This window comes from Polyangium jinanense (genome assembly GCF_028435265.1).
GTDB classification, from domain to species: Bacteria; Myxococcota_A; Polyangia; order Polyangiales; family Polyangiaceae; genus Polyangium; species Polyangium jinanense.
This window is the reverse complement of sequence record NZ_JAGTJK010000023.1, coordinates 43,406-70,244: the sequence shown is the minus strand read 5'-3', so window position 1 is coordinate 70,244 and position 26,839 is coordinate 43,406. Positions and strand designations below refer to the sequence as shown.

General features: G+C 65.8%; 17 protein-coding genes and 1 tRNA gene. 1 reads left to right on the top strand and 17 read right to left on the bottom strand.

All coding sequences use genetic code 11. The features are described 5' to 3' along the window. Window positions 1–19: 19 nt before the first annotated feature. The 6 genes from KEG38_RS32320 to KEG38_RS32295 form a co-directional block, all read right to left on the bottom strand. A complete protein-coding gene (locus KEG38_RS32320) occupies window positions 20–1,393 on the bottom strand; it encodes a hypothetical protein (protein WP_272423840.1) in 1,374 nt (457 codons plus the stop codon). 62 nt (window positions 1,394–1,455) lie between these two features. Beyond that, window positions 1,456–3,072 carry a hypothetical protein gene (locus KEG38_RS32315; protein WP_272423838.1) on the bottom strand — a complete coding sequence of 539 codons (1,617 nt, stop codon included), beginning with the start codon at window positions 3,070–3,072 and terminating at the stop codon, window positions 1,456–1,458. A gap of 98 nt (window positions 3,073–3,170) precedes the next feature. Further along, window positions 3,171–4,562, bottom strand: a complete 1,392-nt coding sequence (locus KEG38_RS32310; protein WP_272423837.1) for a Stp1/IreP family PP2C-type Ser/Thr phosphatase — start codon at window positions 4,560–4,562, stop codon at window positions 3,171–3,173. Window positions 4,563–4,675: 113 nt separating this feature from the next. Continuing rightward, the gene (locus KEG38_RS32305) at window positions 4,676–5,467 is read right to left on the bottom strand and encodes a thioesterase family protein (RefSeq protein ID WP_272423836.1); all 792 of its coding nucleotides are present in this window, start codon (window positions 5,465–5,467) and stop codon (window positions 4,676–4,678) included. Window positions 5,468–5,509: 42 nt separating this feature from the next. Beyond that, window positions 5,510–11,242, bottom strand: coding sequence for a hypothetical protein (locus KEG38_RS32300; RefSeq protein WP_272423835.1), 5,733 nt, complete (start codon window positions 11,240–11,242; stop codon window positions 5,510–5,512). Beyond that, entirely contained in the window at window positions 11,239–13,053 is a 1,815-nt protein-coding gene (locus KEG38_RS32295; RefSeq protein WP_272423833.1) for an ATP-binding protein, read from the bottom strand. Before KEG38_RS32295 ends, KEG38_RS32300 begins: the two co-directional genes overlap by 4 nt. Before the next feature lie 98 nt (window positions 13,054–13,151). On the opposite strand from KEG38_RS32295, the gene KEG38_RS32290 reads away from it, so the two are divergent. Further along, a tRNA-Arg gene (locus tag KEG38_RS32290) sits at window positions 13,152–13,227 on the top strand. Window positions 13,228–13,321: 94 nt separating this feature from the next. Here the strand turns inward: KEG38_RS32290 and KEG38_RS32285 are convergent. The 11 genes from KEG38_RS32285 to KEG38_RS32235 form a co-directional block, all read right to left on the bottom strand. Beyond that, window positions 13,322–14,515 carry a tyrosine-type recombinase/integrase gene (locus KEG38_RS32285; RefSeq protein ID WP_272423831.1) on the bottom strand — a complete coding sequence of 398 codons (1,194 nt, stop codon included), beginning with the start codon at window positions 14,513–14,515 and terminating at the stop codon, window positions 13,322–13,324. A 340-nt stretch (window positions 14,516–14,855) separates the two neighbouring features. Beyond that, the gene (locus KEG38_RS32280; protein WP_272423829.1) at window positions 14,856–16,496 is read right to left on the bottom strand and encodes a RecQ family ATP-dependent DNA helicase; all 1,641 of its coding nucleotides are present in this window, start codon (window positions 16,494–16,496) and stop codon (window positions 14,856–14,858) included. 10 nt (window positions 16,497–16,506) lie between these two features. Beyond that, a complete protein-coding gene (locus KEG38_RS32275; RefSeq protein ID WP_272423827.1) occupies window positions 16,507–17,508 on the bottom strand; it encodes a hypothetical protein in 1,002 nt (333 codons plus the stop codon). A gap of 101 nt (window positions 17,509–17,609) precedes the next feature. Next, window positions 17,610–18,521, bottom strand: coding sequence for a restriction endonuclease (locus KEG38_RS55715; RefSeq protein WP_272423825.1), 912 nt, complete (start codon window positions 18,519–18,521; stop codon window positions 17,610–17,612). Between the two features lie 127 nt (window positions 18,522–18,648). After that, on the bottom strand, window positions 18,649–20,499 hold the full coding sequence (locus KEG38_RS32265) for an AAA family ATPase (protein WP_272423823.1): 1,851 nt from the start codon (window positions 20,497–20,499) through the stop codon (window positions 18,649–18,651). Continuing rightward, window positions 20,496–21,005, bottom strand: coding sequence for an ABC-three component system middle component 2 (locus KEG38_RS32260; protein ID WP_272423822.1), 510 nt, complete (start codon window positions 21,003–21,005; stop codon window positions 20,496–20,498). The genes KEG38_RS32265 and KEG38_RS32260 overlap by 4 nt, the downstream gene beginning before the upstream one ends. Beyond that, complete coding sequence (locus KEG38_RS32255; protein WP_272423821.1) at window positions 21,002–22,000, bottom strand: ABC-three component system protein; 999 nt, start codon at window positions 21,998–22,000, stop codon at window positions 21,002–21,004. The genes KEG38_RS32260 and KEG38_RS32255 overlap by 4 nt, the downstream gene beginning before the upstream one ends. Window positions 22,001–22,402: 402 nt before the next feature. Continuing rightward, a complete protein-coding gene (locus KEG38_RS32250) occupies window positions 22,403–22,966 on the bottom strand; it encodes a hypothetical protein (RefSeq protein ID WP_272423820.1) in 564 nt (187 codons plus the stop codon). Between the two features lie 205 nt (window positions 22,967–23,171). Next, entirely contained in the window at window positions 23,172–23,339 is a 168-nt protein-coding gene (locus tag KEG38_RS55710) for a phage integrase N-terminal SAM-like domain-containing protein (RefSeq protein ID WP_272423988.1), read from the bottom strand. Between the two features lie 368 nt (window positions 23,340–23,707). Further along, window positions 23,708–24,895: a tyrosine-type recombinase/integrase gene (locus tag KEG38_RS32240; protein WP_272423819.1), complete on the bottom strand. Its 1,188-nt coding sequence runs from the start codon at window positions 24,893–24,895 to the stop codon at window positions 23,708–23,710. Continuing rightward, window positions 24,892–25,194 (bottom strand): hypothetical protein, encoded by a 303-nt coding sequence (locus tag KEG38_RS32235; RefSeq protein ID WP_271916188.1) that lies wholly within the window; start codon window positions 25,192–25,194, stop codon window positions 24,892–24,894. Before KEG38_RS32235 ends, KEG38_RS32240 begins: the two co-directional genes overlap by 4 nt. Window positions 25,195–26,839 lie beyond the last annotated feature (1,645 nt).

The window sequence follows — 26,839 nt, the reverse complement described above, 5'->3', positions numbered from 1 at the left end:
GCGACGAACGATCGCTGCTCTAGCGCAACGTCCCGCTCCACGATAGCCCCACGACGGGCGCGCGCCGCTCTCCCACCTGGCTTTGCCCGATCACCCCGAAGATCGGCAGCATCCCCGGGGCCGCCCCGTGCGCCTGCTTCCGCGATTTTTCTGACGCCTCCGCCTTCGGCCTCGTCATGAACCACCCGATCGCGGCCCCTGCGAGCGCCATGCCGCCCGTCATCCCGATCCAGACCCGCTGCTGCGTCTCGTTCGGCCCGTCGAGCAGGAGCGGGCTGCCGAGCGCCGCGCCGCCGAGCCCGCCGAGCAGCGCCCCGAGGTCCATCGCCACCACCCGGTTCGCCGGAGGCCGCCAGTGCACCGCCAGCGCCGCCGCCCCGAGCCAGCCGAGCCCCGCGCCGTACCCCATCCCCGCGAGCGGAAAGCTGTCCACGTTGCCCCGCACGAGCCCCTCCGTCACGCCCCCGAGCACGAGCCCGAGCCCGCCGCCCGAGTGCGCGAGCAGCGCCCCGCCCTCCGACATCCCGCGCAGCGCCAGGCCCAGCGTCGAGATCGAAAGCCCCATCGTCCCCGCCACGAGCCCCGCCGTCCACTGCTCGCCCTCGGCCCACGCCGTGCCGAACCGGCCCGCGTAGATCAGGTGCCCCGCGATCGACGGCCACCACGCGCCCGACGCGACGAACCACGCGGATCCCACCCCGACGTCCCACTCCTCCGCGGCGAGGATCGACATCACGAGCCCGCCCCCCGCGCCGACCGCGAGCAGCGGATACAGAAGCCGCGGATCCTCCGAGCCACTCGCCCGCTGGATCGAATACCCGAGCACCCCGCCGAAGAGCGTCGCGTTCACCGCGAGCGCCGTACGTCCCGCGCTCTTCGCGGGGACCGTCAGCGTCCCCTCGGGCGCGCGCCCCGGCTCGGCTCGCCGCGCCGGCTGCGAGCGCAGCCCCGTCACGAGATCGCGCAACATCACGACCGCGCGCACCGAAAGCTCGTCGCGGCTCACCCGCTCGATCCGCACCCGGAGCTCGGGCGACGACGCCTCCGCGAGCACGATCCGCAGCTCGATCTCGCCGTCCCGCGCCTTCACGCTCGGCACGATCAGCGTGCCGCCGAGCGAGCTCGAAAGCGCCACGAGTTCGGCCTCGTCGTCGGGCGCTGCGCCGCGCTGTGCGCCGCGCTGATCGAGATCCAGCACGAGCCCGAGATCCTGCGCCGCGTCCGCGAGCAGCGCGTCGAGTTGCCCCGCGATCGGCACGAGCTCCGCGCCTTCGCCGGGTTCGCCCGTGCTCCCCGGACGCCGCCGGATCTTCGTGGGAAACAGGACGGCGGAGCTACGCGAGGGCTCTGCGCTCGCGCTCGCCGTGCCGTTCGTCCGCGGGGCATCGGCCAAGGCGGGGCTCGCGGATCCGAGCGCCGCGACGACCACCAGAAGCCGAGCCGCGCGGCTGCCTCTCAGAACATCACCACGCCGCTCGCGAAGACGTCGAAGGTGTTGCTGTCGCCCACCCAGAACCGCCTCCCGACTGCGTTGATCGTGGGCCGATAGTTCGGGTTCGGAATACCCGTGGCGGTGATCAGCTCACCACCACCCGAAAGATCGGTCTTGAAGTTGCAAGGCCCCGTGGCCCCCGGGTTGTCCTTGAACGACGGGTTGCACGGCTGATCCGCCGTGATCCCGTGCTTCTGGTCATGCGTGAACCCGAAGCCCAGGTTGAACTTCACGTACTCGCTCGCCTGCCACGTCACCGACGCTTGCCCGCGGATCGTCGCGTATTGCTGCACGTCGGTCAGACCCGTCACGTACGTCTTCTGCGACTGCGGATCGATGATCGAGTGCGCCTGCTCCATCCCGGGCTGCGCGTCCGGGTTGTAGGCGGGGTTGGCCATGTACTTCGCCCACTGCGGCTGACGCAGCGAGGCCGCCGTGCTCGCGCCGAGCGCGTCGTAGATCTCCGAGTAATCGCGGCCCTCCGACGTGTACGTGCCCTGCACGCGCAGATCGAAGGTGAGTCGGCCGAACTTCTCGCGGTTCTCCCACGGGATGATCATGAGGCCGAGCGTCATCGTGCCCCGGATCGGCGGACGGTTCACGAGCGAGCCCTCGAGATCCGTGATGCCGTAATCCGAGTCCTCCTGCTGGAACTCGAAGAGCGCGGAGAACCCGCCGTACGGTTCGAGGTACTTGATGCGCTTCGAGACGAGCGTGTGCACCTCGAGCCCGATCGTGCCGCGCGTGACGCCGGCATCACGCTCGGAGACGTCGAAGCCTTCGAGGTTGTTGTTGGGGTCGTTCGGAGCGGTAACGTCCCGCTGCCCGTTGCGGTTGATGTCCGACGGGTGCGCGCACTTGAGCTGTCCCGAGGGCGCGTCGGGGTTGCACGCGTGCATGGGCGTGCCGAGCGAGAAACGACCCTCGACGCCGAAGAGCAGCGTGGGCTTCGTGCGATCGCGCGCCTGGTTCATGAACGCGCTCGTATCGATGCCGACTGCGAGATACTCGAGGCCGCTGCGATCGGGCGAGTTGAACGGCAGGCTGAAGAGCTGCTCGCCCGGCGCGCCCTGAAGCACCACGCTCTGCACGCGATCGCTGCCGTCGAGGCCCGTGAGCTCGCGCGAGTTGTTCAGGATGATCGGCGCGCGGAAGTAGAGCGCGAGATCCTTGTAGAGGCCGATGTCGACGCGCGGGATGAGGCGCGAGGTCTGCTCGCTGAACTGCGCCACGTTCATGAGGTTCGACGTGAACCCGCCCGACGTGAGCCCCGGCCCGAAGACGTTCGTCTCGCGCTGAATCTTCGCGCTCTTCGTCGAGTACTGGAAGCCGAGACTGATCGCGATGTCGAACGCGTCGCCCTCGTCGAAGGCGTCGATCACGTTCACCACCTCGCCGGGCTCCTGCATCACGCGCGGCTCGGTGGCGCTGCGCGGTTCGTCCGCGAACGCGCCCGTCGTCACGAGCGACGACGCGAGCCCCAAAGCGAGGGTGAGCGCGAGCGAGACAGGCGATCCCAGGCCCCGACGCCCGAGGCGAAAGCCATTGCCCTTGCGATCGCAGAACGTTGCGCCTTCCATGGCAGACCTTTCCGTTGGACGGACGCTACCGGCGCTGGGGCGAACGTGTCAATTGGAACTACCAGGAAACCCGTATGCCCCAGGCGGCGCGGCCCTTCTCAGGCCCCGGGGAGGGGCGATGGGTCCGAGGGGGGCTCGGGGAGGAAGCTGTCGCGGGGACGCGGCTCGGTGATGGGCGCGTCGTCCATGCCCGGCTCGATCTCGTCCGGGAAGATCGCGTCCGTGATGTCCTCCGCGTTGAGCTCCTCGCGCGCCGAGCTGAGATCACGCGAGGTCTGATCGAGCCTGTCCGCGAGCACGCCGAGGAACTGCCAGAGCAGCTTCACCGCGAGCTCGTGCTCCTTGCGCAGGATCTCGAAGAAGTCGTTCCGGTGCAGCACGATGAGCTCACTCGGCTCGATCGCGGTCACCGTCGCCGATCGCGGCATCGCGCGGATCAGTGCCATCTCGCCGAAATGCTCGCCCGGGCCGAACTCGTTCAGCACCGTCTCGCCGCGGCTGACGCGCACCTGGCCCGAGAGCACGATGAAGAGCTCGTCGCCGCGATCGCCCTCCTGCACGACGATCTGATCGACGTCGTAGGAGACCACGTCCGCGACCTGCATGATCCGGAGCATCTCGCGCTCGGACAGGCGCGAGAAGAGCGGCATCTTCGCGAGCACCTCGCGCTTGAGGTGCAGGCGCCGCGCCCGCGTATCGTCCTGTTTGTCGCCGGCGCCGAGGCGAACCAGGATCGCGGTGATGTTGTCCTTGCCGCCCTTCCGGTTCGCGAGATCGATGAGCTCCCGCGTCGCCGTCTCGCCGTCGGCTTCCTCGAAGTACGGCTCGAGCTCCGCCGTGTGCGCGATGTATCCGTGCAGGCCGTCCGAGGCGAGCAGGAACTGGTCGCCGGGCAGCACCTCGATCGTCAGTGTGTCGACCTCGACCCGCTCGTAGACGCCGACGGCGCGCGTGATCGCGTTCTTCTGCGCGACCTTCTCGATCTGGTCGCGCGTGAGCTTTCCGCGCTTGATGAGCTCGTTGTAGACCGTGTGATCTTCGGTGATTTGCTGCACCTTCCCGCCGCGCAGGAGGTAGATGCGGCTGTCGCCGACGTGCGCGATGAAGCCGTGCGAGGCCACGATCAGGAGCGCCGACAGCGTCGTGCCCATGCCGCGCTTGTTCGCGTCTTGTTTCGCCTCGTCGTGGATCTTCGCGCACGCTCGCTGCACGGCGAGCTCCAGCATCGCGAGGATCTCCTTGGCGCCTGCCCGACCGCTCACGCCCTCGCGGGAGTACTTCTCGACGACGTCCTTGTGCTTCTTGACTTCCTCGTGGATGATCCGCACCGCGAGCGCGCTCGCCACTTCGCCGGCCGCATGCCCGCCCATGCCATCCGCGACGATGGAGAGCGCAAGCTTCTTGTCGACGAGGAAGTTGTCCTCGTTGTGATCACGTACGCGGCCTACGTCCGTCGCGGCGTAGAACTGGATGTTTTCGGACAGCGCCATCGGACGCGAGGCTACCACGGGGAGTCGAGCGCCCACCACCCCCTGCCCGGTTCGCCCGATCCGAGGTGGTGAGCACCCATCCGCCGCCCGGTCCGGCGTCGCCGCGCCCTATGTCAACGAATCGTGGCGATGGTCTGGTGGTTCAGCGCCAGGAGCTCGCCGTCCTCGGTCCAGAGCTCTCGCCGTTCGACAGCATATCCGTCGGCCGCGACGAGCACCTGGCCGCGGTGATACAGCGGCGCGTCAGGTTTGACGCGGTCGAACGGCGGAAAGAGCTGAAGCGTGAACGAGACGGTGCCGACGGGGCGCGGCTCGGGCATGACGGAAAACGACGCGGGCCAGGTCGCGTCCGCGAGCGCCGTGAGATACGCAGCGTCGAGCCTTGGGCACGGCGGACGCAGGCGCACCCAGGTCTCCGTGACCGGTGACGAATGCCCCGAAAAAGGCAGCGGACCGGTCACGCGATACTCGAAAAACTTCGCAAAGGTCGGCCATTCCTGGGAAGGCAAGGGGGCGACGTCATTCCACGGAGTGGGGCGCGGCGGCGTGATCGTGCGGAGCGTCGTGGTATCGGTCCGCGAACGCGCGAGAATGCCGACGGCGTGCGAGATCACGGTGCCTTCTTGCACGATACGCGCCGCCACGGTCGTCATGCCGGAGCCGCGGCGCAGGACCTCGACGAGCACCTCCGCAGGCCCGGCGAGCAGCGGCCCGCAGAGCTCGGCCGTCAGCGAACGCAGAGACCTCTCCGCGTCGTCCTCCATCGATTCGATGGCCCGCACGAGCACGGCAAGACAAAACCCTCCGAACGCGCCGCGCCCCTGCTGCCAGCCATCCGGGACGTCGAGCGAACATCGGCCCGGCGCAACGACGCGCGGGGTCGTAAGAGCGACGAAATCAACCATGGGATCGGGCACTTGTAGCACGCGCCCAGCCCCATGCGCACGTCAGAGCGGCTCACCGCGGAGCAGCGACAGAAGGACGCGCTTCTCCGTGGCATCCGTGACGACCTCGAGGACGCGGTTGATCTCACGCACGGCCGCCGCGACGAGCAAGGTGCGGGCGCGCGGATCCTCCGTGGCTTTCGCGGCGAGCGCGCGCACGGCCGGATGCGAGCGATTCAGGACGAGCTTCCCCGATTCGGCGTCGAACCGAAGCGGCCGGCCGCTCCGCGCATACCGCACCCCCGTGACGACCTTCCCGGGCGCGAGGCCGAGTTTGTCGATCGCCTGCAAGAGCCAAGGGCCGAGCGCGCGCGTAGCCGGCTCCACCGGCTCGGGCGGATCGAAGAGCATGACCACGCGCGATACGAGCCCGCCGAACCACGAAGAAGCAGGCTCCTCTTCGATTCCGCCTTCGACCTCGGGCGCCTTGGGCTCGACAACGTCGGGCGCGACGAACGGCGTGATGTCGACGCTCGGCTGCGGCGGCGGGGTTGGCACGACAGACCCATAGATGAATGCGTGCACAGCCGCGAGCACCGCGGGCTGCATGGCCTCGGGCGGCGGCGCGGCGCGCTTCTCCAGGACGACCCCGCCGAGCTCCCGGACGATCCGCGTCCTCGCCCGGAGCACCGAAGCGAGCACGCCGCGGTCGCGCAGGACGAACGACGGCGCCTGCCCCGGAAAAACCCCTTCGCTCGTGCCCTCGCCGCGCGTGACCCACACCTCGCCTTTCGCCTCGACCTCCGCCACGACCTCGGACGCCGGCACGCGCGACCCATCGGCCGCCACGACGTCGAGCTCGCCCACGTCGCCGCCGAGGAACTTCAAAATCCACCGATACCCTTCGAGCAGCTCCGCGGGCGCGCCCTGCTCTCGGGCGGCGTCGACCATTTCGACCGTCCGCTGCAAGAGGAACTTCGTGAGCGCCCCGCGCGTCTCTGCATTTTCAAAATTCCCGACCTTGGTCGGCGCGACGAGCAGCCGCCCGCAGACCGGCACCGTGCCCTCGAAATGCTTCAGACCCGGGACCTCGTAAGGACGGGAAACCGGCTCCTTTTTCGTCGCATCCCGCACCTCGATGCGCCCCGCGCCGGCCCAGGAGGGCGAGAGCCAGAGCATTCCCTTCACGAAGAGCGGCACACCGGGGACCGGTCCGTGCACGGCGAGCTCGGCGAGAACCCGGGGCGGCGGGACAAACCACTTTCCAAGATGCTCGTTCGCCTGCCCAACGACACGCGCCCGCAGGCCCTCACGGGCCACGTGCCCCTTGATTCCGTCGAATCCGCGGTTCGTCGGGAGCGCGTCGTCGTTCACCACCGCGAGGACGGGCCAGCCGTCGCCGTCGAGCACGCGGCAAAGAAGCCGCCGCGTCGTGTGCACGTGAATCCCGCGCGCGGCCGCGTGCTCGGGCATGAGGATCCCGATCTCGCCGAGGACGCCGTCGCCGCGGAACGGGATCACCTCCAGGCATTTCGCCCGCTGCGTCGCGTCGAGGCCGATGAAATCGAGCGGCGGGGCGAGCCTTCGTTGGTCGGCGGCGAGCTCGCGCTTGAGGGCCTGCGACACGTCCTCGAATGTGGCGCGCGAACGGATCGCCTCGAGCTCCTCGACCGTGAGCGCGAGCGGCGGGCGCGGGCGCGGCGACGTGGGATAAGGCGGCGGGAAGTTGACGTACGGATACGGGGACGAACCATCCCCCTCGACGTCGGCGATCGAATGGAATCCGCCGAGGATGTCGGGGAACACGCGCATCGCGGTCCGACGCTTGGCGAGCGTCTGATCCTTGCGGGAATGGGCGCAAACGACCCGGCGGAGCGAGGTCCGCGCGAACGAGGGAAGCTCGTCGAGCTTGTCGGCGAGCGATTCGAGGTGCTTCTTCGCCGATTTCGTGAGATCCACCGCGAGGTGGCGTTTGTCCTTGTCGTCGAGCTCGACGTCCTCGACCCGCACCTTCGCGCGGAACGGGAACATCCCCTCGACGTCGAGCGCCACGACCTCCCCGCGCAACGTCTCGACCTGCACGTCCGCGCGTCCGCTCTCCGTCAGCTCGATTTCCCCCTCGTAATGCGAATTCAGCGACGCGAGATCGACCCGAAGCGCGGGATGCGCCGGCGAGCCCGGGAGCCTCGGCCGCCCGTGCGCCGCCTCGCCCGTGCGCCGCGCTTGCAAAGACGCGAGGGCCTCGCTCACGTCGACGAGCTCGTATCCCATGCCGACGAGGATCTCTCGCAAAAGATCCCCCTCCGACGAGGACGGCGCGTGCACGATCGGCGCGTCGAGCTCGCTCCCGCCGCGCGTCGGGGTTTGCCATTGCGAATAGCGCCCCCGCCCATAAAAGAGCTTGTTCGCGCCCGGGACGAGCTCGGCGAACGCGCGCTCGTCTCCTTGCACGGTGGGCCAGCGGAATTCCGCCGTGCGCAGCGCGAAATCGGCCTGGAGGATCTCGGAACGTGTGCGGTCCTGCGCCGAGACCTTGTACAGCGCGGCGACGAGGCGCAGCACCCGGATGTCCCCGAAAAACGCGACGCGCTCTCGGCCCTTCGCGCGCTCGACGAGTCCGGCCGCGAGCGAGCAGGCCGCCGAATAAACGCGCGCCTCCGCGACCGACACGCCCGCGGGCGTCACGTCCGAGAAGGGCACGACGAACGCCTCCGAGGCGAGCAGAATACGCGCCACGACGGGGACGGGCATTCCGGTGAGCTCCCGCGTGCAGAGGAGCCGCTTGTCGAGGAGAACCTCGATCTCGGCCGCGGGAAGCTCGAGGCCACGCTTCGGCAAGGCCGCCGCGACGGACATGGACGTCGCGGTTTGCTCCTCCTCGTACCAGAGCGCCGTCAGCCCCTCGGGCTCGGCGAGCGGCCCGCAAACGAAGGGATCGAGCACGGGTTTGGCGCGGAACACCCGCCGGTCGTATTCGGTACGCGCGCCTTGCCGCCGCGCTTCGAGCTCGTCCTTGGCATTCTTGGCGCGACCGCCCGCCCACCGCTCGAACGCGTACGCCTCGCGATCATCGAGACAGAGGACCGGGCGCCAGGAAAGCGTCGGAAAATCCGGCGCCGCCCGGAGGAACGGAATCATCGCCGGCTCCGGATATCGTTTTCGCACCGATTCGAGCGAGACGAGCTCCGGCCGCCCCTCCTCGTCGAGAACCGGCACGAGCGGGAGCGCCTCGATCCGCTCCGTGAGCGGGTGATTCCGGTGCCGCGTGATCGCCTCGATGACGTACGCCCGCAGCAATGGTCCCGGCGCGCCCGTCGGCGCATCCTTCAGCGCCGCGCGCGCGTCCGCGTTTCCTTCGAGCGCCCCGACGATCCGCTTCAAAAGCTCGTCGCGCACGGGCACGAGAAACGCCATGTCCCGGGTCCATGCAATTCGATCCCACGAGGGCGCGGGCACGAGCCCATCGTATTCGACGACGATCGTGGTGGGCTCGATGTACTTCTCGGTCGCGGCCACCTGGAGCAAGACCCCTGCATGGAGCCAGAGGATCTCGTCTTTCCGTGCCGGCGCGATGACCCCTCGCCCCTGCTGCACCTCGAAAGGCATCGAGGGCAAAACTTCGGCGAACGGCCCCTCCGCGCGTCGCGACGCGCAAAGCTCGTGAAACATGGCGAGCCGCGGCGTCACGGGCTCCCGGGGCTGGCGCAAGGCTCGCGCATAAGGGACGAGCGTCACGCCCCGGAACACCTTTTCGAGCCAGCCGAGCTCGAGATCCGTGACGGCGACGACGGGCCGCTTGTCCGGAGCAACCCCCGTGGTCCCTGGCGGCACGTGGCAAATGGCATTCGTGCGATCGACGTACGTGCGCAGCTCGGCGAGGCTCAGCGGGAGCCGGTCGGGATCGGGCGAGGGCCAGAAGCTCCGCGTCCAGATGGGCGTGTATGCAGAAAGCGCCGGCTCGGGTGGAGGGGTTTCGATGCCGAGCGCATCGGCCGCGAGCACGAACGCACCAACCGCCGCGCGCGCGAGCGGTCGCAATCGTTCGAGGTCCGCTGCGCGTTTTTCCTGGGCGAGCCGCTCGACGTGCGAGCCGAGCGCGAGGAGCGAGAGGCGCGTGAGCTGGAAGATGGCGAGGCGCAGCGCATCGCTGTCGTGCACGCCCTCGTAGGAAAAACGGGGCAGGATTTGCCCGTCCCAGGCAAGGGCCGCGTCGATCGCCAGCGGCAGTTTGTCCCGGTCGACGGTAATCGTGTCGATGTGCCGCCCCTCGACGTAGATCCGGATGTTCGAAGGCCGCTGCCCCGAGCCGATTCCTTCCGCGCCGAGCGCGAGCTGCCCGCGCAGCCCCCGAAATACCCCGTCCTTGACGTGGAACGTCTCCTTGACGACGTGATCCGGCTCCGCCGGCACCGCGGGCTCGCTGCGCGGTCGCGCATGCAGGCGCCGCCTGCGCTCGTGCGCGGCGTGCGCCGCCGCAATGCGCTTCTCCGCGCCGTGGATCTCGAAATCGACGAGGATCCGCTCCGCGAGGCGACCACGCGCCCAGACCACATCGTCGAGCCAGGGTTCGAGCTCCGCGGGCGCGGGCTCCTTCCCTTCGAAGACGTACACGGGGGCCTTGTCCCGCGAAAGCAACGCCATCGGCGTGAGCGGCCCGCCGACGGCATTTCGAAGCAGCGGCAATTCAAGCAGCGCCCGCGCCTGCGCTGCCACGTCCCCGCCGCGTCGAAACGCCCCCGCCGCGACACACACGAATGCGCCGAGCGCATCTTCGAGCCGCGTCTTGTCGTGATCGAGGACCTCCACGTCGGGCAAAGGTTTTCCCTCACCCGTGACGAGCGCCACGAGCGTGCGCAGCGCATCGACGAGCCCGCTCCGCGCCGCCTGCTCCGCGCGGAGCGCGAGGCCCGCATCCTCGCGTAATGCGGAGCGTGAGGCATTCGTGGGCAACTCGTCCGCGTCGACCAGCACGCGAACCGGGAGCTCGACCTGCGCGTGCGCCGCGCTCGGAAACATGGGCTCCGCCGCGAAGGGCCGCCGCAAAAGAAGGACCCCGAGCTCCAGATACTCGACGACCGGCGGCCCCGCGGGCACCGCGAGAATCTCGATGACGCCCCGCCGGATGTCCTTCTCGCGAAACCGCACGCGCAAAAGAGCCGGCGGCCGCGGCGCGAGCGGAAGTTTTTCCCCGGCCCTCCGGAGCGCGAGCGGCGCGTCGTGCATTGCATCGGCGAGGAGGCCGATCTCGCGCGGAAGCTCCCGCCGCGCCGCGCGCTTCAACGTCTCGAATCCGATACGCCGGCGCACGTGCACCCGCGTGCCCCGCTCCGGCATTCCCTTCGGCAAAGCGACCCGCTCGACCGCCGGCAGCGGCGCATCCTCGCCGGCCAGGACCGACGGAACGAACCGCACCCGCGCGGCCTTCTCCTCCCCCGCGGCGCGAAGATGAATGTCGACGAACGAAGGCCCAAGCCCGAGCGCCGCATTGACGCCGAGCGCAAGCCCCCGCAACGCGCGCCCCGAGCCCCCGGAATCCCCGAGCACGTGATCGAGCAGCCGCGGCAATTCGTTCTCCGCCACCGGCTCGCCGTCGAACACGAACACGACGTCGTCAGCGTCGTATTGCACGTCGAGGAACGTGGCCCCCGAAGCAACCGCGGCCCGCGCGATCTCTGCGGCATACAGGTGCAAATCGACGAGCAGATGCTCGCGCAGCTTGGCAAGCGCGCGCCGCGCGTCGACACGAATGCGCCCCCGGGCGAGAATCTCGCGCCCTTCCTCCCCCATTTCAGTCATGCCATCACCTTCGCCGAAGCCTCGAACAGCGAATCCGAAACCTTGCCGGACGGATCTTCGCGCGAGAGCAAGAGGATCCGCGCGAGCAGGTGCGCCGCGACAAACGCATCCTCGCGCGCCCGCTCCCGCGCGGCGAGAACGGCCTCGTGGGTGACGTCGAGAAGGAGCCCACCCCGGACCCGCTCTTCGGCCCACCCTCGATCCGCAAACCCCATCCGGCAAAGCCAAACCCCGACGCCGACGCACCGCACGTCGCCCTGGACGAGGACACAAGGCGCAGCAACGGCCGCGCTCAGCCGCGCGAGCGCCACCCGATCGGCCCGAATCCCCGCCCCACGCAGGGCCTTCTGCACGCCGAGGCAAAGCTCCCCGTCGGCCTTCGTGATTTCCTCGTTCGAAAGCTCGTGCAAGAGCAGCCAATGTTTTTCGACCGCGAGCGGCCCCGGCAAAGGCCCGCGCGCGGAGAGCGACGAGACGATGGTCGGATGCGGCACGAGCACAACCGGCTCGCCGATTTGCGCGAGCGCGCGGCCGAGCTCATCCGCGAGCGGCGCGACGAACATCTCCTTGCGCTTGAAAAGCTTCCCCTCGGAAGCGACGTGTTTCCCCTCCCAGGCCGCGACGAGCGGCAAGACGACCTCGTCCTTGGGCAAAACGAGCGGCGGCGCACAAGCCGCCTCCAGCAATGCGACGTACGAGAGGACGACATCTTCGTCGTACGGCGGCTTTGCCTTCGCGAGATCCCGCGCCGCCCGCGCGAGCCGCGAGCCGAGCTCCCGCGCGAGGGATCCCCGGACGAGGTCCCGCACCTGCGAAAGGACCCCATGAAACGCCCGGTCGCGGAGCACGTTGTCGCGGCTCAACGTATGCCGCAAATGGGGACTATCGACGCGAAACCGCACCTGCTCGAGCCCCGGAAGGAGCGGCTCGGTGGTCTCGAACAGCGTGAGCCCGCGATTGTAAAACCCCGCAAACGTGGGCTTCCCCCAGGCCGGGTCCTCGGGCGCGGGCGCCGTCGCGCAAAACCGCTCCGACCCCGCCGAAGGCCCCACGACGATCCGCTGTCCGCCCCGATGCGTCTCCACGAAAATCGGCGCCGGCACGCCGAGCGGCCCATCGATCCGACGCGCCCCACTCCCCTCGGCTCGATCCGGATCGGACACGTGCAACTCAATGGGCACAGCCGCATACCTGCACCACCGCAAGAGCGCCCCCTCGATCCGAGCCCGATGCTCCTCGAACCGAGCCGTCTCCATGGTCTGATGCAGCGAAATGATCGTCCCATTGCCGGCCCGCGGCGCGAGCCGTTCGAGCTCATACCGATGATCCCGAAACAATCGAACGCGATGGCACGCCCCATCGCGCCAGGTATCAATCTCGACGACCTCGGGATCAACGGCGAACACACTGACAAACCCGACGCCATACTTGCCGATCTTGGACGAATCTCCCTCCTTGGAGGAATTGAACAGCGTGAGCAAGGGCCCTTCGATGACGGCCCGATCCATGCCCGCGCCGTCATCCTGCACGGAGGTCGTGACACTCCCCCCCGACCGCTCGACGCGCACGACGATCGCCGTCGCCCCCGCATCGATGCTGTTCTGCACGAGCTCCCGAACGAACGCATGCGGATCGGCAAACTGCCGAACCATCTCGGCCACCGGCCCCGCCTCCGGCCTCTCCGCCACCTCACGCTTGCGCTCGGAACGATACGGCATGCCGTCCGCGAGGCTACCACAACCCCCCGCAACCCAAACCGCCCACGCCGCAAGCACGTAGCCCGAGGCCGATGGCAAGGTCGTGTCGAACACGGAAGGAGCCTCGACGGAACACGAACCGCACTTGCCCCTTGACTCGCCGACCCCGCCACGTACGATCCCGCGGTCCTTCTTCCGAGAAGGACAGCCGTGCCCCCGTAGCTCAGTGGATAGAGCAGCGGTTTCCTAAACCGAAGGTCGCAGGTCCGATTCCTGCCGGGGGTGCCAGCCGTTTCTTGATAGGTTCCGCGGACTTAGCGACCGCCGCCAGGGTCGCCCGGAAGGTTCGTCCCGGTCCCGTTACCACGCTGTTACCAGTCCGTTACCACGACCCCTTCTGGAGGCTCCCCAGCCGACGAGCGGCCTCGTCGAGGTCCTGCTTGAGGTGGTGCACGTACCTCTGCGTGGTCGACAGGTGCTTGTGACCTGCCATCCGCTGGACGACGTGGACCGGGATGCCGGCGCGGAGCCAGAGGGTGATGGCGTAGTGCCGGAGGCAGTACACCGACCACTCTTCGAGGCCGATCCGCTTTCCGACCCGCTTGAACGCGCGGTCGAGCCCGAACTGGCCCCACGGCGTGCCCCGCTTGTTGACGGCCACGTGCCCGTCTCTCGGCCCCTCCTCGACCGGAGCGAGCAGGGGCGCGAGCTGCGGAGCGATCGGGATCTCCCGCTGGCCGGTCTTCGGCGTGTGGACCTCGCCGTACGATCGGCCCTCGCGGATGCTGAGGAAGCCACCCACCGCGGCTCCCTCCTCCCGTCGTAGCTCCACATCCCTCCTGCGCAGAGCACGGAGCTCGTTCGGGCGGAGCCCGGCGAACGCCATGAGGGCGAAGGCGCGGCGGTGAAGCTCGTTCGCGCTGTCGAGGAGCTTCTTGACTTGCTCGTCCGAGGGGATCTCGAGGAGCGTCTGCTCGACGGGCTTGAGCCGCGGCAGGTTCGCCGGCAGGTCGGCGAGGTACTTCCGCTTGACCGCGAACTGGAGGACCGAGCGAAGGACGATCTGGATGTTGTTCCGTGTCGCCCGAGCTCGCTGCCGCTTGGACAGGTCGACGTCGAGCGCGGATGCGGCGGCCCCATCGACCTTGCTGATCGGATCCTCGCCGAACCTCGGGAGCAGGGTGCACTCGAGGACCGACGCGTAGCCGCGCCGGGAGGTCGGCTTCAGATCGGTGATCATAAAGGTCGACTGGTACTCGGCGACGACGTCGGCGAACGTCTTCTCGGGAGGCGAGTTCGGTTCGACAACGGCGACAGGTGACGGCGTGGGGACGTTTGCGGGTTTAGGCGCTGGCGGCGCCTTCGCCGCCGGAGCCTCCGGCGTTTCCGCCGGCTCGATCGGCTCGCCGTACTGCGCGATCAACGAGAGGAGCCGTCGCTCCTCGGCCCGGGCCGCGGCCATCGTCTGCACCTGCGCATCCTTGCGGTACCGCCCGGTGGTCCCGTCCGGCTTCGTAAACATGATGTCAATGACCAGCCGCGGCTGACCGCGGCGCGTGGCTTTGCGTACCGTCATGACCAGCTTTCCTTTCTGGTCGTTCCGGTCACTTTCGCGATGGTCCGACTGTAGCATGAGGCGCGCGCTGGCGGGACCACGCCTCCGCGGACGTGACAGGGCGCGCAGGCGTTCTCAGCAGTCGCCTTGCTCCGGCGAATCTCAGCCGATTGGCGGCACGGAGGCGAGCCTCCGACGGCGTGCCGGGCGCGCAAGTTCCTCTTTCAAGCCGTGCCGGCGTAGTCGGCCGTCCGCTGCAAGGCGCTAAACGTTGCTTCTGCCGCGCGTGGGCCGCGCACTGCAACCACGCGTCGGTCAGCAAGCCCTTGTTGGATGGCACCGATGACAATCATGCTTGGTCCTACACCGTGGCATGATTATGGCCGAGATAGGCTCGAACCGCCGAACTAGGATCACTGCCTGACTCTACCATCTGCATCAGAACACTGAAACCCTCCAGTCTCACGTTGAGCTTGGCCTGCTGGTCGGCATCGATGGCATCCAACACCGAGGCCGGAATCGACGACAAGGTCGTCAAGAACAGCGCATTCGCTGGCGTTCCGCGGAGCTTCACTTTCTCCTCTACGTAGGCGCACCATAGAACCTCGATAACCTCGGCGACGGGAACCGAGAGCTTGCGCGCAATGGCCTTGATGATTCCCGCCTTTGACGCAGACATGTACCGCCGAAGCTCATTGTTGGCGAATTTGGGTACCGGCTCGAAGCAACTCGCGTTGGACGGTCCCTTCGCGACCACTTTGATCACCCCTGCGTCCTGAAGCGCGAAAAAAGCAGCCCGCTCACAGTCGTCGTCTGCGATGTCATTGTAAGGATCGATGGACCGCAGGTCCTCGCCGTCACGCAAGACGAGCTTCGTTGCAAACATCGAAGCAACCTCCTCGCGTTTCATTAAGCTGTCTCGAATAAGGTCCGCGCGCACTTTCTTGTTGGTTTCAGTGAAGAGCAAGTATCCGCGTGACATCTTGCCGTCGCGGCCGGCCCGGCCTACTTCCTGGTAATACTGCTCGATGGACTCGGGAAGCAGGTAGTGCACAACGACCCGTACATCGGGAATGTCGACGCCCATGCCGAAGGCGTTGGTCGCGAAGACGATACGCTTCTCGCCGGTCTCGAACGCGCGCATGACCGCTCGCTTGTCCTGATCCTTACGGTCGGCGTCGAAGTAGTCACAGGGTAAGCCTTGCGCGGCGAAGTGCTCCGCGAGCTTCGCCGTACCATACTCGCCACTCTTTCGGTGCACGTAAACGATAATCTTGTCGCCCTTGTGCTCTGCGAGGATTTCAGTGAGCCGAACCTTCTTTGCTTTCTCGTTTTCGTGATGTTCGCAGCGAAGCACGAGATTCTCGCGAAAGAGCGTCGCTGTCCGAAGGACATCCGCGTGATCAATGCGGAAGTCTGTGCAGATTTCCGCTTGGTCCCTCGGGTTGAGTGTTGCCGTCAGGCAGAGCACCGGTGGCCAGGCACTCGCTCCAAAAGCGCGATCGAGTACTCTCGGAATCGCCTTATATGGCGGTCGGAACGTGTGCCCCCACTGGGAAACGCAATGCGCCTCATCGATCACCACCAGACCTACGCCACTCGAGCCTCGGCGCAGGACGAACTCGAGGAAGCCATCAGACGAGAGGAGTTCAGGAGATGCGAACAGGAACGTGGGCCCGTGACGAAGGTCAAGTTCACGCAGGGCGGCGTAGCGTCTCGGGCCGAGATCGCTCAGACTGAACGCGCGGATTCCAGATATTTCAGCGAGCCGCTGCACCTGTTGCGACATGAGCGCGACAAGAGGCGAGACGACGATCGTCGTGCCGCCTCGCCGGATGCCAGCCACCTGATAGACGAGCGACTTGCCACCGCCAGTCGGCATCATGCAGAGCGTGTTCGTACCAGAGGCTACGCGATCGATGGCCGCCTCTTGCCCGTCACGAAATCCAGGCAGCGTCGGAAAGTACTGCGCAAGGATTTGCTTGCTTGGTCGCGGGTTCATAAGCACATTCTCACATCGCCGAGTATGCCTCATCCTGGCCTCGCATCACGCTGAGATCCTGCCTGTGCTGATCACACACGTGATGAAGGAGAGCGTCGACGTAGACGTACCTATACTGAGTATCAAAGCAGAGGGACCGCTTCGCGCACTCCTCTTCAATCCGCCTTGCGATACGCAGCGCGTAGATCGTGAAGATGCGATATGGATACCAGAAGTTATGGTCCATCTTAATGTTCCGGTCGGGGTTCTTGACCTTGTCGTCCACCATCAAGAACTCTGACGTCTTACTGCGCAGACCGAAGGTGCCCATTCCAGAAAGAAAATACATGCCGTAGAGGGCGGTACCGCTCCGGTCAGGAAACACGCGTGCGTCCAAGTTGTGCAATACGCGGGTGCGAATGCCTCCGCCGATGACGCCAGGAACACCAACTTGCTCTTCCTCGACCGACTCGAATCCAATGTCATCCGGATCGTCAATTTCGGCGTACTCCGACTCGTCACCTCGGGTTCCGAGGTAGTCATTGGCAAAGAAAACGAGGTTTTCAAACTTCGTAAGCAACACCTCAGATGGCGTAAGCTTGTACCGAATGTTCCATTCCTTAAGTTCCTCTCGCTTGGACTGAGTGCACTTGCGGATCACCGGGCACTTCCGCGAGAGCATGGCCTTAAAGGAGTCTGGGTCATCCTCCCGGTATTCTCGAAGCATGTCTGTGTCGAAAAATTCACGATACTTAGGTGCCTCTTTGTCATATGCCTGAATCGCGCTCGTGAAGGAGCTAGCGTCGAAGGCCGGCGCGCTCGGTTTCTTGGGCGCGGTGAGCTTGAACGCCGGGCTCTGACCAAGGTGAGCGAGGACACTCTCGCCGTGCGGCGGCGCTTTCGACGCGACCAGGGACGGAAAGTACTTATCGAAACCGTTGGCAATGGCAACCCAGACGTCCGCGATGTGCTTCGGCTCTGCGATGTCGTTCCACTCGTGCTTCTCCTCGTCGTCGCTCCACGATTTGTACACGGTTTGCCTTCTTCCTCTACGTCACCCAGTAGCGGGGAACAAAATCCATCGTCGCGTCATAAGGTGCAGCAGGCTGCCCCCTCCGCCGCCTTGGCTCAATGCTACCTCTCCAGGTCCGATGCGCTGAGATAGGCTCGTCCGGTCTGAGACGCATGCCGTCTTATCCGACCCAGCACGTCAGAGAAGTCTCTTCCTCCCAGGGCCACCATGACGTGAGCGTAGTCGAGGAGCAGCAACTTGGTGCCCGCGTACGATGCCTCGTCGATCGCCGTTGAGGAGTACCCGGACATGGATACCATGACCCCCATTGTGTTGTCAGCCTTCTTGGAGACCTTTTGCGCTAGGGAATCGACATCGGGAGCGCCCGCTTGCTCAGCGGTAAACTTGAGTTCGACGAGATACGTGGTGCCATCAATGGTAATTGTGCCGTCGATTTGACGACCGTCCGTTACATAGGGTCGACGCGCCACAACTTCGTGGAACGCCATTAATTCATAGAACCAATCCTGAAAATCGTATCCAGCTTGCTGGGTTCCCAGTTTAGACGCCAGATCATTTAGTCTACCTTTAAGCGCACCGAGCCGACGTGTTTCTTGAGCCTGACTATCAAGAATCATGCGCTCGCGCTCTGCCGCTCGCGCAAGGCGTGTACGGGTATCAGTATCAAGCCCTCCAGCCCGGAGATGGTCATGAAGATCCTTTACGGCTTTTGTGGCTGCGCGTACTTTTTGCTCTGTGTCTTCCCAGCCCTGAAGGTCTGGGAACGCCGTCTGCTCCGCCAGCGCCTGAGCGAGTTCGATGAAGAACTGTGTGGCCTTCGGATGACGTTCGACCTCCAAGAACATCCGTTCAAGGAAGGCCCGTTTGGTCTCGTCGGCTCCCATCGTCGACGCAAATGCTTTCGAAACACCGCATGCGCGGACGAAGCGCTGCAATGCCTGCTTTCTCCAGAAAGAGGCCAGGAGGGCATCGAAAACGAGTGTCTTTAGATGGGGAGACGCGATCTGTGTCACGGTACCTCGGATCCGGTGTGATACGTATGCCGAACGCTCAGCATGCAGCGGCGGCGCGCTGCGCCGGCCGCTGCATGCTGTTGTTAGACGCCGGTGCGGTATAGGCCTTCCTGCGGGGTCCGGTGGTTCACGTGGCACCTCGCTTCTCGGGGATGAAACCGCGGCGCCCTTGGTCGTTTCCAGTGAACAGCTCAACCTTTATGCCATCGAGCATGCCATCACCTGGAAGCTGGTGGCTGTTCTCAATGATGATGACTTGAGCCTCGGTAAAGGAGGTCTTCACGCTCTGCCAGAAGTGCTTCTTGATGTCCTGCGGGAACGATGACTCGTCGGTGTCGGGCTCCTCGTAGACGAGTAGCGGGGAGTCGATGAGGACGAAGCTCGGGAACGGGCGCTCGTCCTCCATGCAGAGACGCAGGAGCGCGAGGTGAAACGCCGCCCTCGTGATGGCCCGCACGCCCTTGCCGTGGCTCTTTCTCGCGCGCCCGGAGATGACGACGTCCTGGTCGTTCTCGCTGAACGAGACGCGATCGACGTCGGGGAAGTGCCACGCCTTCAGGAGCGTCTCGACCTCCCTGGTGAACGGATCGGCCTGCGCAGTGCTTACCGCTGCACCAGCCACGTCGGTCTTCTGCCTCTTCTTCGGCTTGTTCGCCTCCTCGAGAAGTTCGTCCAGCTCCTGGATCCGCTCGAGGTATTCGATCGCCTTGCGGCAGGTTTCCGCGCGCGCACGCAGTTCGTCGACCTTCTTGGATGCCTCATCGACGCGCTGCTCCATCAGCCCCTTCAATTCCAACGAGATCGCGTCGAACTCGACTTGGCGTGCATTGCGGGCGCCTTGGAGTTGCTCGACCTCGGAGGCAGTGGCAGTCCGCGTGGCCTGAAGGTCCTTGAGCAGATTGAATGTCTTGGCCGCCTCGGCTTTGCAGGCCTGAGAGACGTCGGCCGGAGCGGGGCGCGCTTCACGATGGTCGTGGTGCTGGTGCTCGGCGAGTGCGCCGCACATCGGGCACCGCTCCTCCTTAAGCTGGTCCAGCCGAACGCCCGCTTCGGCGATCGCCTCCAGCCGTCGCAGGTCGGACTCGTATTGCTTCTGCAGCAGGTCGAACCTTGTCTGCAGCTCGGACAAGACCGCGAGCTTCGAATCGACCGCCTTCAGCGCCGTCCACGCCGTACTGCGCTTCGCCTGTAGAGGCGCGACGCTGGCCTGCGCGGCGTTGCGCTCGAAGAGAGCGGTTTGAATCGATGCCTCGATCCGCGTGAGGCGGTCTCGTTCCTCGGCGAGGGTCATCACCTCACCAAGCTCGGCGAGGCGCTCCCGGGTCGCCTTCAGCAAGCCTTCGAGCAGCTCGACCTTACCAGCCTGGCGCCCCTTCGCGACCTTCGGATCTTCCTTCGCGATGATCGAGGAATCGTCAGTGCCCGTGAGCAGGAGGCGAAACACACCGCTCTCGACCGTCTTGTGGATGACCTGCCCACTCAGAACGGGCGAGTCCTCCTTGATGATCATCTCTTCGTCGATGATGACGAGCCGGGCAATGTCGCGGAAGCTGAGCGGGCGCGTCGCACCACGCTCGTTGGTGCGCACCTTCTTCCTGCCCAGCCCCGACAGGTCGAGCAGGAACTGGGAGACCGTGTCCTCCTTGCCGCCTTGGTGTTTCGCCGCGAGTACGCGGTCCGGTTGCCCGTCGGTCTTGCAGAGGACCTCACCGCCACGCACGCTTCTCTCCAGCGAGTAGACGCGCTGGTCGCTGTTGGCCTCGATCTCGAGGACGACGGAGCTGTAGCCATCCGCTTCAGGGATCTCCTTCGGCGGGTCCCCGCTGCCGAGCGCGTAGTCGAGGCACTGCACGATGAAGCTCTTGCCGGTGTCCGAGGGACCGGCGATGACGTTCAGGCCGCGCGTGAACGTCATCTCTGCAGGCGCCCTCCCCAGCCCGACCAGCGCAAGTCGCCGAATCGCAAAGCCGAACTTCATGACGCCTCCTCGGTCCAGAGAACGGACTCCATCGAGAATTCGGCGCCCCACGTGCCGATGCGGTCGCGGACCATCGCGTCGAGCTCGGCGTCCTCGAGCAGGCCGAAGCTGTCGACCACCCAGTCAGCGCGCTCGCGGAGTCCCTTTAGGTACTCGGTGCTCAGCGTGTCGAGGAAGTCGGCGGACTTGTCGGTCGCCGCGAAGAAGATGCCGCCGTCCTTGTAGACGCGCTCGATGAGCCCACGGCTCTCGTAGAGCGTGAGGGCATGTTGCAGCACGCCGCGACGGACGAGGATTTCTCCTCCGCGATGAGGCGTTTGGGGATGCAGCCCCTCGGGGCCGCAGTCGATGTCGTCGGAGTGGACGAGGAAGTAGTCGAAGACGACGAGCCGCTGCAGCGCATACGCAGCGGGGAACGCAGTCGTTAGCACGCAGAGCGCTCGCAGGCCGATCTCGACGGGCCCGTTGAACGGCGAGATGAAGTGGCTCGGCGTCTCCGTCGTCATTTTACCCACCGGACCTTTCTGTCGTTCGCGAGTTGGTGGCAGATGCCGCCCCGGTCACGGGTGTGGATGCGCGTGGTGAGCGGGTTGCTCGTGAGCTGCAGCGCGCGGGCCGTCTTCACCACCGAGACGAGGCGACGGTAGCCATCGGCGTGATCGCCGCGCACGTCGTCCTTGATGCCGGAATGAACCTCGTCCTGTAGCTTCTCGAACTCGCCCGCAGGCAGCGTGTCGCGCGAAAAGGTACGCAAGCCCTCAGCGCTGTAGAACTCGACGCGGGCGTCATGGAAGTGCTCGCGGAGGTCTTCGCGGGACGCGAGCCCCGCGTCGAGTTCCGTCACGTCCTGCTTGAGGTGATCCGCATACGCACGTCGAAGCTCACCGACAAAGACCGCTTCGATGTCAGCCGGAACGCTCGGCGGCAGCATCGGTTCAGGGCGCGTAGGGAGTCCGCCGCCGAACCGCGCCACATACCAGCGCGTCTTGGCGTGCCCCTCGATGATGCGGAGGAGCGGCTTGGTCTGGAAGATGGAGAAGTCGAGGTTCGCGATGTGCGCCTTCATCGCGGCGTCGCACTCGACGACCTCTGTCTTGGTGATCTCCGTCCGACACGCCTTATCCCAGTTCGCGAGCAGCCCGTCACGTAGCGCGTGCGGCTTCTTCAGGAGGTTCGAGAGCGTTGGGCCGACGCCCTGCGGTGCGACGAAGAAGTAGCTCCGAGGGTACGAGTATTCGCCCTTCAGCGTGTAGTACGCGAGCTTGCCCAACTCGACCCAGGCGTCGCCGGGCGTGAGCGCCTTTTGGTAGTGCTTGCACTGGTAGTTGTCCCACGCGCCGTTGCCGCCCTTAACCGTGGCGATGACGTCGCGCCCCATGTCGCCCGCGCCGCCGCACCGCTCGACCAGTTCGTACTCGTCGCGCAGCGAGTCGACCCACTCCTGAACGAAGCGCTCCCACTGGTCAGGGCTAAAGAGCCTGACGCGGTCCTCGGGATGCACCGGAAGCCCCGACGCCACGACGTCAGCTGCCAGGCCCGGCGGCGGCGCTGGCGGCTGGGGGATAGGAACCGGAGGCGGAATCGTCCTCATGCTTTAGGCAGGGGATTCGTGTGTATGGTTAAGTCGCGCACGGTGTCGACCTTCTCTGTCTCGCGTGCGATGTGCTCGACGATTGCCCGCTGCTCTTCAGTCTGGTGACTTTGCATCGCATTTTCGTTTCGTCAATGGCATCTCTTCCGTCAATGCGCTCAGTTCTTGGGGGCGTCTAACGCCAGCTTCTGCCGCGGCGCGAAGCGACGTCGGCAGCAGGCGCTTGTTGGGCGGACACGTGGCAGTCACTCCTTCGACTCCTCGTAAACTCGCCAGCAGATCCCCGCTGCTCGTTGCCTTCACGAGAGTGTGCTACTTGTAGTATTTGTCTTTCGGATTAAAACCTCGGTGATTGTTCTTCCATGGCTCATTGATCTTCTCAATGAGGCGGCGCTGGGTTCGCGCTTTCGTGGGCGGAATCGCGCGGCCTAGTCGAAGTTCGCGCAAACATCTGATTGCGCGGTGATACGCGACAGGTGCGTGGTCATCGAACGTCGCATATATTGTGTTACCGATCTTCTCCCAGAGCAGTGCAACGCTCTTCGATTCGGAGTATTTTGCGTGCCCGATTCCTTCGCCATTGTGCTCAAGCGCAACACCATTCGAGGGCACAACCTTCAGCCCGGTTTCTTGTAGGTAGCGTTCAATTTCTTGGTCGCCAGCGACGACATCCGCGCGCGTGATCGCGCCGCCCGCCCGAGCCGAAACGGCGCGTAGAATGGCGACTATCATCATGTAGCCGTTGGGCTGAGCTACGCGCAACTCAGCCAGCCACGCCTCATTGTAACTTCGGTTAGATACGAGGAGGTTGACTCCAGTAGTTCGAGCCAGTTCTGACCACTCTAGAGCATGAGCGTCCGCAGTTAAAGAGAGCATCGTCAACTTCCTCGGCCTCGCCTTTCTTGGGGGACACCTCACGCGTATGTTGTGGACCGAGCCGCCGTCCTTTCTTCATTTTCGCTCCAACGTTGCTCGAGTTGTTGACGTCAGCCCAACTGTGTAATTAGACCGCCGCCGCGTAACCACGCCTTCGCGAACTGCATAACCCGCTTATCTCGGGGATTCGGCAGCGCCCGCATATTCATATCGCAGAATCCAGCGCGACAGGCCCATGCAAGGGCCCGCTGCGCGCGGGCTCGAGACCGGAGAGCTCGGGCATGTGGTGAAAGCGGATGAACTGGCGGATCCAGTAGAGGTATGCTTCCTCTGTGCGGCGAGAGTAATGCCGACGTCGGAGCGTCGCCTGCACGACCTTCGAGAGAGTCCCCACCTCGCGGCCCCTGGGGCGTCGTGAGCCCACTTGATCGATGCCGGGCGAAGACCCCACGAACGCGGCTAGCTGACCGGAACCTACCAACACCACCACCAAGCTCACAACAGTAAGGATCTCACAGCCCGTGTAGGATCTACAAGAGAAATCTGGAACCCTCCGCTAGCACACCGTATGCCCTGTCCGCTGCCGGGAATCCACGTTCCGGGCAACCCGGGTGGGGGGACAGCGTGAGGGGTGCGTTCATCGCGGGGGAGCAGGCTGCCGGTGGCGATGGCAGTCGTGGGCGCGTCCAGCGCACTAGCAGCCATGTCTCGGTGCCACGGCCAAACAATCACGCGATCACGTTATCCGCCGCTGTTCCATGCCGCCATCCGCCTGGCAGCATCGTCGAGATCCTGCTTGAGGTGGTGCACGTACCTCTGCGTGGTCGACAGGTGCTTGTGGCCTGCCATCCGCTGGACGACGTGGACCGGGATGCCGGCGCGGAGCCAGAGGGTGATCGCATAGTGCCGAAGGCAGTACACCGACCACTCTTCGAGGCCGATCCGCTTGCCGACCCGCTTGAACGCGCGGTCGAGCCCGAACTGGCCCCATGGGGTGCCCCGCTTGTTGACGGCAACGTGCCCGTCCCGCGGGCCCTCCTCGGCGGGAGCGAGCAGGGGCGCGAGCTGCGGGGCGATGGGGATCTCCCGCTGGCCGGTCTTCGGCGTGTGCACCTCGCCGTAGGACCGACCCTCGCGGATGCTGAGGAAGCCGCCCACCACGGCGCCGTCCTCCCGCCGTAGCTTCACGTCCTTCCTGCGCAGCGCACGGAGCTCGTTCGGGCGGAGCCCGGCGAACGCCATGAGGGCGAAGGCGCGGCGGTGAAGCTCGTTCGCGGTGTCGAGGAGCTTCCTGACTTGGTCGTCGGAAGGGATCTCGAGGAGCGTCTGCTCGACGGGCTTGAGACGCGGCAGGTTCGCGGGGAGGTCGGCGAGGTACTTGCGCTTGACCGCGAACTGGAGGACCGACCGGAGGACGATCTGGATGTTGTTGCGGGTCGCCCGAGCTCGCTGCCGCTTGGACAGGTCGACGTCGAGCGCGGATGCGGCGGCCCCGTCGACCTTGCTGATCGGATCCTCGCCGAACCTCGGGAGCAGGGTGCTCTCGAGGACCGACGCGTAGCCGCGCCGGGAGGTGGGCTTCAGATCCGTGATCATGAAGGTCGCCTTGTACTCGGCGACGACGTCGGCGAACGTCTTCTCGGACGGCGAGCCTTGTTCGACAGCGCCAGCCGGAGGCGGTTTGGGACCATTCGCAGGTTTCACTGCCGCCTTCGGCGCTACGGCCACAGCCCCCGTTTCCGCCAGCTCGAACGGCTCTCCATACTGCGCGATCACGGAGAGGAGCCGCCGCTCCTCCGCCCGGGCCGCGGCCATCGTCTGCACCTGGGCATCCTTCCGATACCGCCCGGGGGTCCCGTCCGGCTTCGTAAACACGATGTCAATAACCAGACGCGGCTGGCCGCGGCGCGTAGCTTTTCGTACCGTCATGACCAGCCTCCTTTCTGGTCGTTCCGGTCACTTTCGCGATGGCCCGACTCCAGCATGAGCCGCGCGCTGACGGGACCGCACCACGCCTCGGAGAACTTCACCCGCCACAGCCGGCCAAACTTGCGCGCCCGCACGCCGTCGAGGCTCGCCTCGGTGCCGCCATCCGACGCGCGGGTGGCGCGGCGCTCGAGGGTCTTGCGGAGGGCCGCGGTGTTCATCCCGAGGAAGGCCGCGGCGCGTTCCAGGGGGACCCATCTTGGAGGGATCGATCGTTCATGGCTGCCCTTATTGCTCGACATGGCGGGGGTCTCCTTTCGTCCCGGCTCCTTCGTCCTCGCGGCGACAGGTCGGGGTTCGAGCTCGGGAAGAGCGACCCCTCGGACCTTCTGCGCCGCGATGTCTCGTTGAACCTAGCAATGGGACGTCTTGTCGCCAGGAAAATTTGCAATCGGGTCCTGAACTCCTTCCGCCGACTTCTCCCGCCGTCGATTGCTTGCCAAGACAAACAACAAAGAGCCACTGCAAAAGCGGGGTTTGGCATCTTCACCCCCTTGTTTCGCAGGACCAAAAACGAGAAGAGCCGCTCGGCGTAACCACTTTTTCGTCGATCCGCCCCCGAGACCGCATCGAGAGCGCCCCCGAGCGTCGTCGCGCACCTTCCACGCCCTCCCCCGAGGCACTCGGCCCTGCATGCTTTGCCGACTTCCCCGCCCCTCGTGGCTCAAGCGCAAGGGCCGTGCCGCTCGCGCGTCAGCCAGGACAAACAACCCAAAGCCACCTGAAAAGTGGGAAACTTGGCGATCACCTACTGGATTCGCCGATCCAATTCCGAGAAGAGCCGCTCGAGGTAACCACTTTTTGGTTTTTCGGGCTCTCAGCTCCACGTCCCCCACCCGTAACCCTGCGAAAACACGTCGGGCTCCCCCTCGGAGACCCCCTCGACGTCGACCCGCCACAGGTTCCAGGTGGACCCACCCGCAAAATACCAGCGGCTTTCCACCGGCCCCGAGCGGCTCATCAGCGGCTTTGTAGCGGCTTTTTGAAGACGGGGTCCTCGAGCCGGCGATTCCAACGACAGCGGAGCGGAGGCTACTTTTTGGAGCGTCCCGACCGCGGGGGCGTCGATGCGCGGGAAGGCGAAACCGAGGATGACGGCCCCGCTATCCGTTTCGTGGACGGGGCCGGGGGTACCGAGGCTGACGCCGTGGAGGCCAGGAGCTCGGCGCGCTTCCTCGACGTTGGGGCCGACGGGGGCGCGACGTTCGGCTGGGGCTCGGCCCGCTCCTTCGAGGTCGGGACTCGAGAACGGGGCGCAACGCTCGGCGGGGGCTCGGCCCGCTTCTTCGACGTCGGGCCCGACGGGGCTCGTGAACGGGGCGCAACGCTCGGCGGGGGCTGCCTCTTGTTCGCCTTCCTTGCAGCCTTTGACGCTTTCAAAGCCCGCCAGAACTCCTCCAGGGCCTTTCGCACCACGTCGTTCACGAACCGCCCGAGAGGCATCTTCTTCTTCGCGGAGACCGTCAAGGCATCGTCGTACACGTCGACATCGAAGTGGATCGTCGCCCGCACGGTCTTGCGCCCGTCCTTCCGCTGCTCGGCTCGCTTCTGCACCTCACGACGCATAACCACCACTCCCCTGCGATCGACCGTACACACTAGGCTGACAGAGGAAGGCCCGTCAAGGGGTCGCCGAGGCTCGCAGTTGCACTGTTACTGTACGATGCCGCTAGCGCGGTTCGTCATTCCGAACCGAAAAACCCATGGTTCACTGCGCCCTGCTGCACGCGCGTCGGGCGTGGCGCTCCAAAAGTACCGCAAAACACCGGGATGGCAGAAGTTTGACGGTTTGACCGTGCACAGAACATCGATGCAATTCTGAAACCCGCCTCGGTGCCCGGATAAACCCAGAAACGGCATCGAACCGGCCTCAAGCTGCGAGCCGAC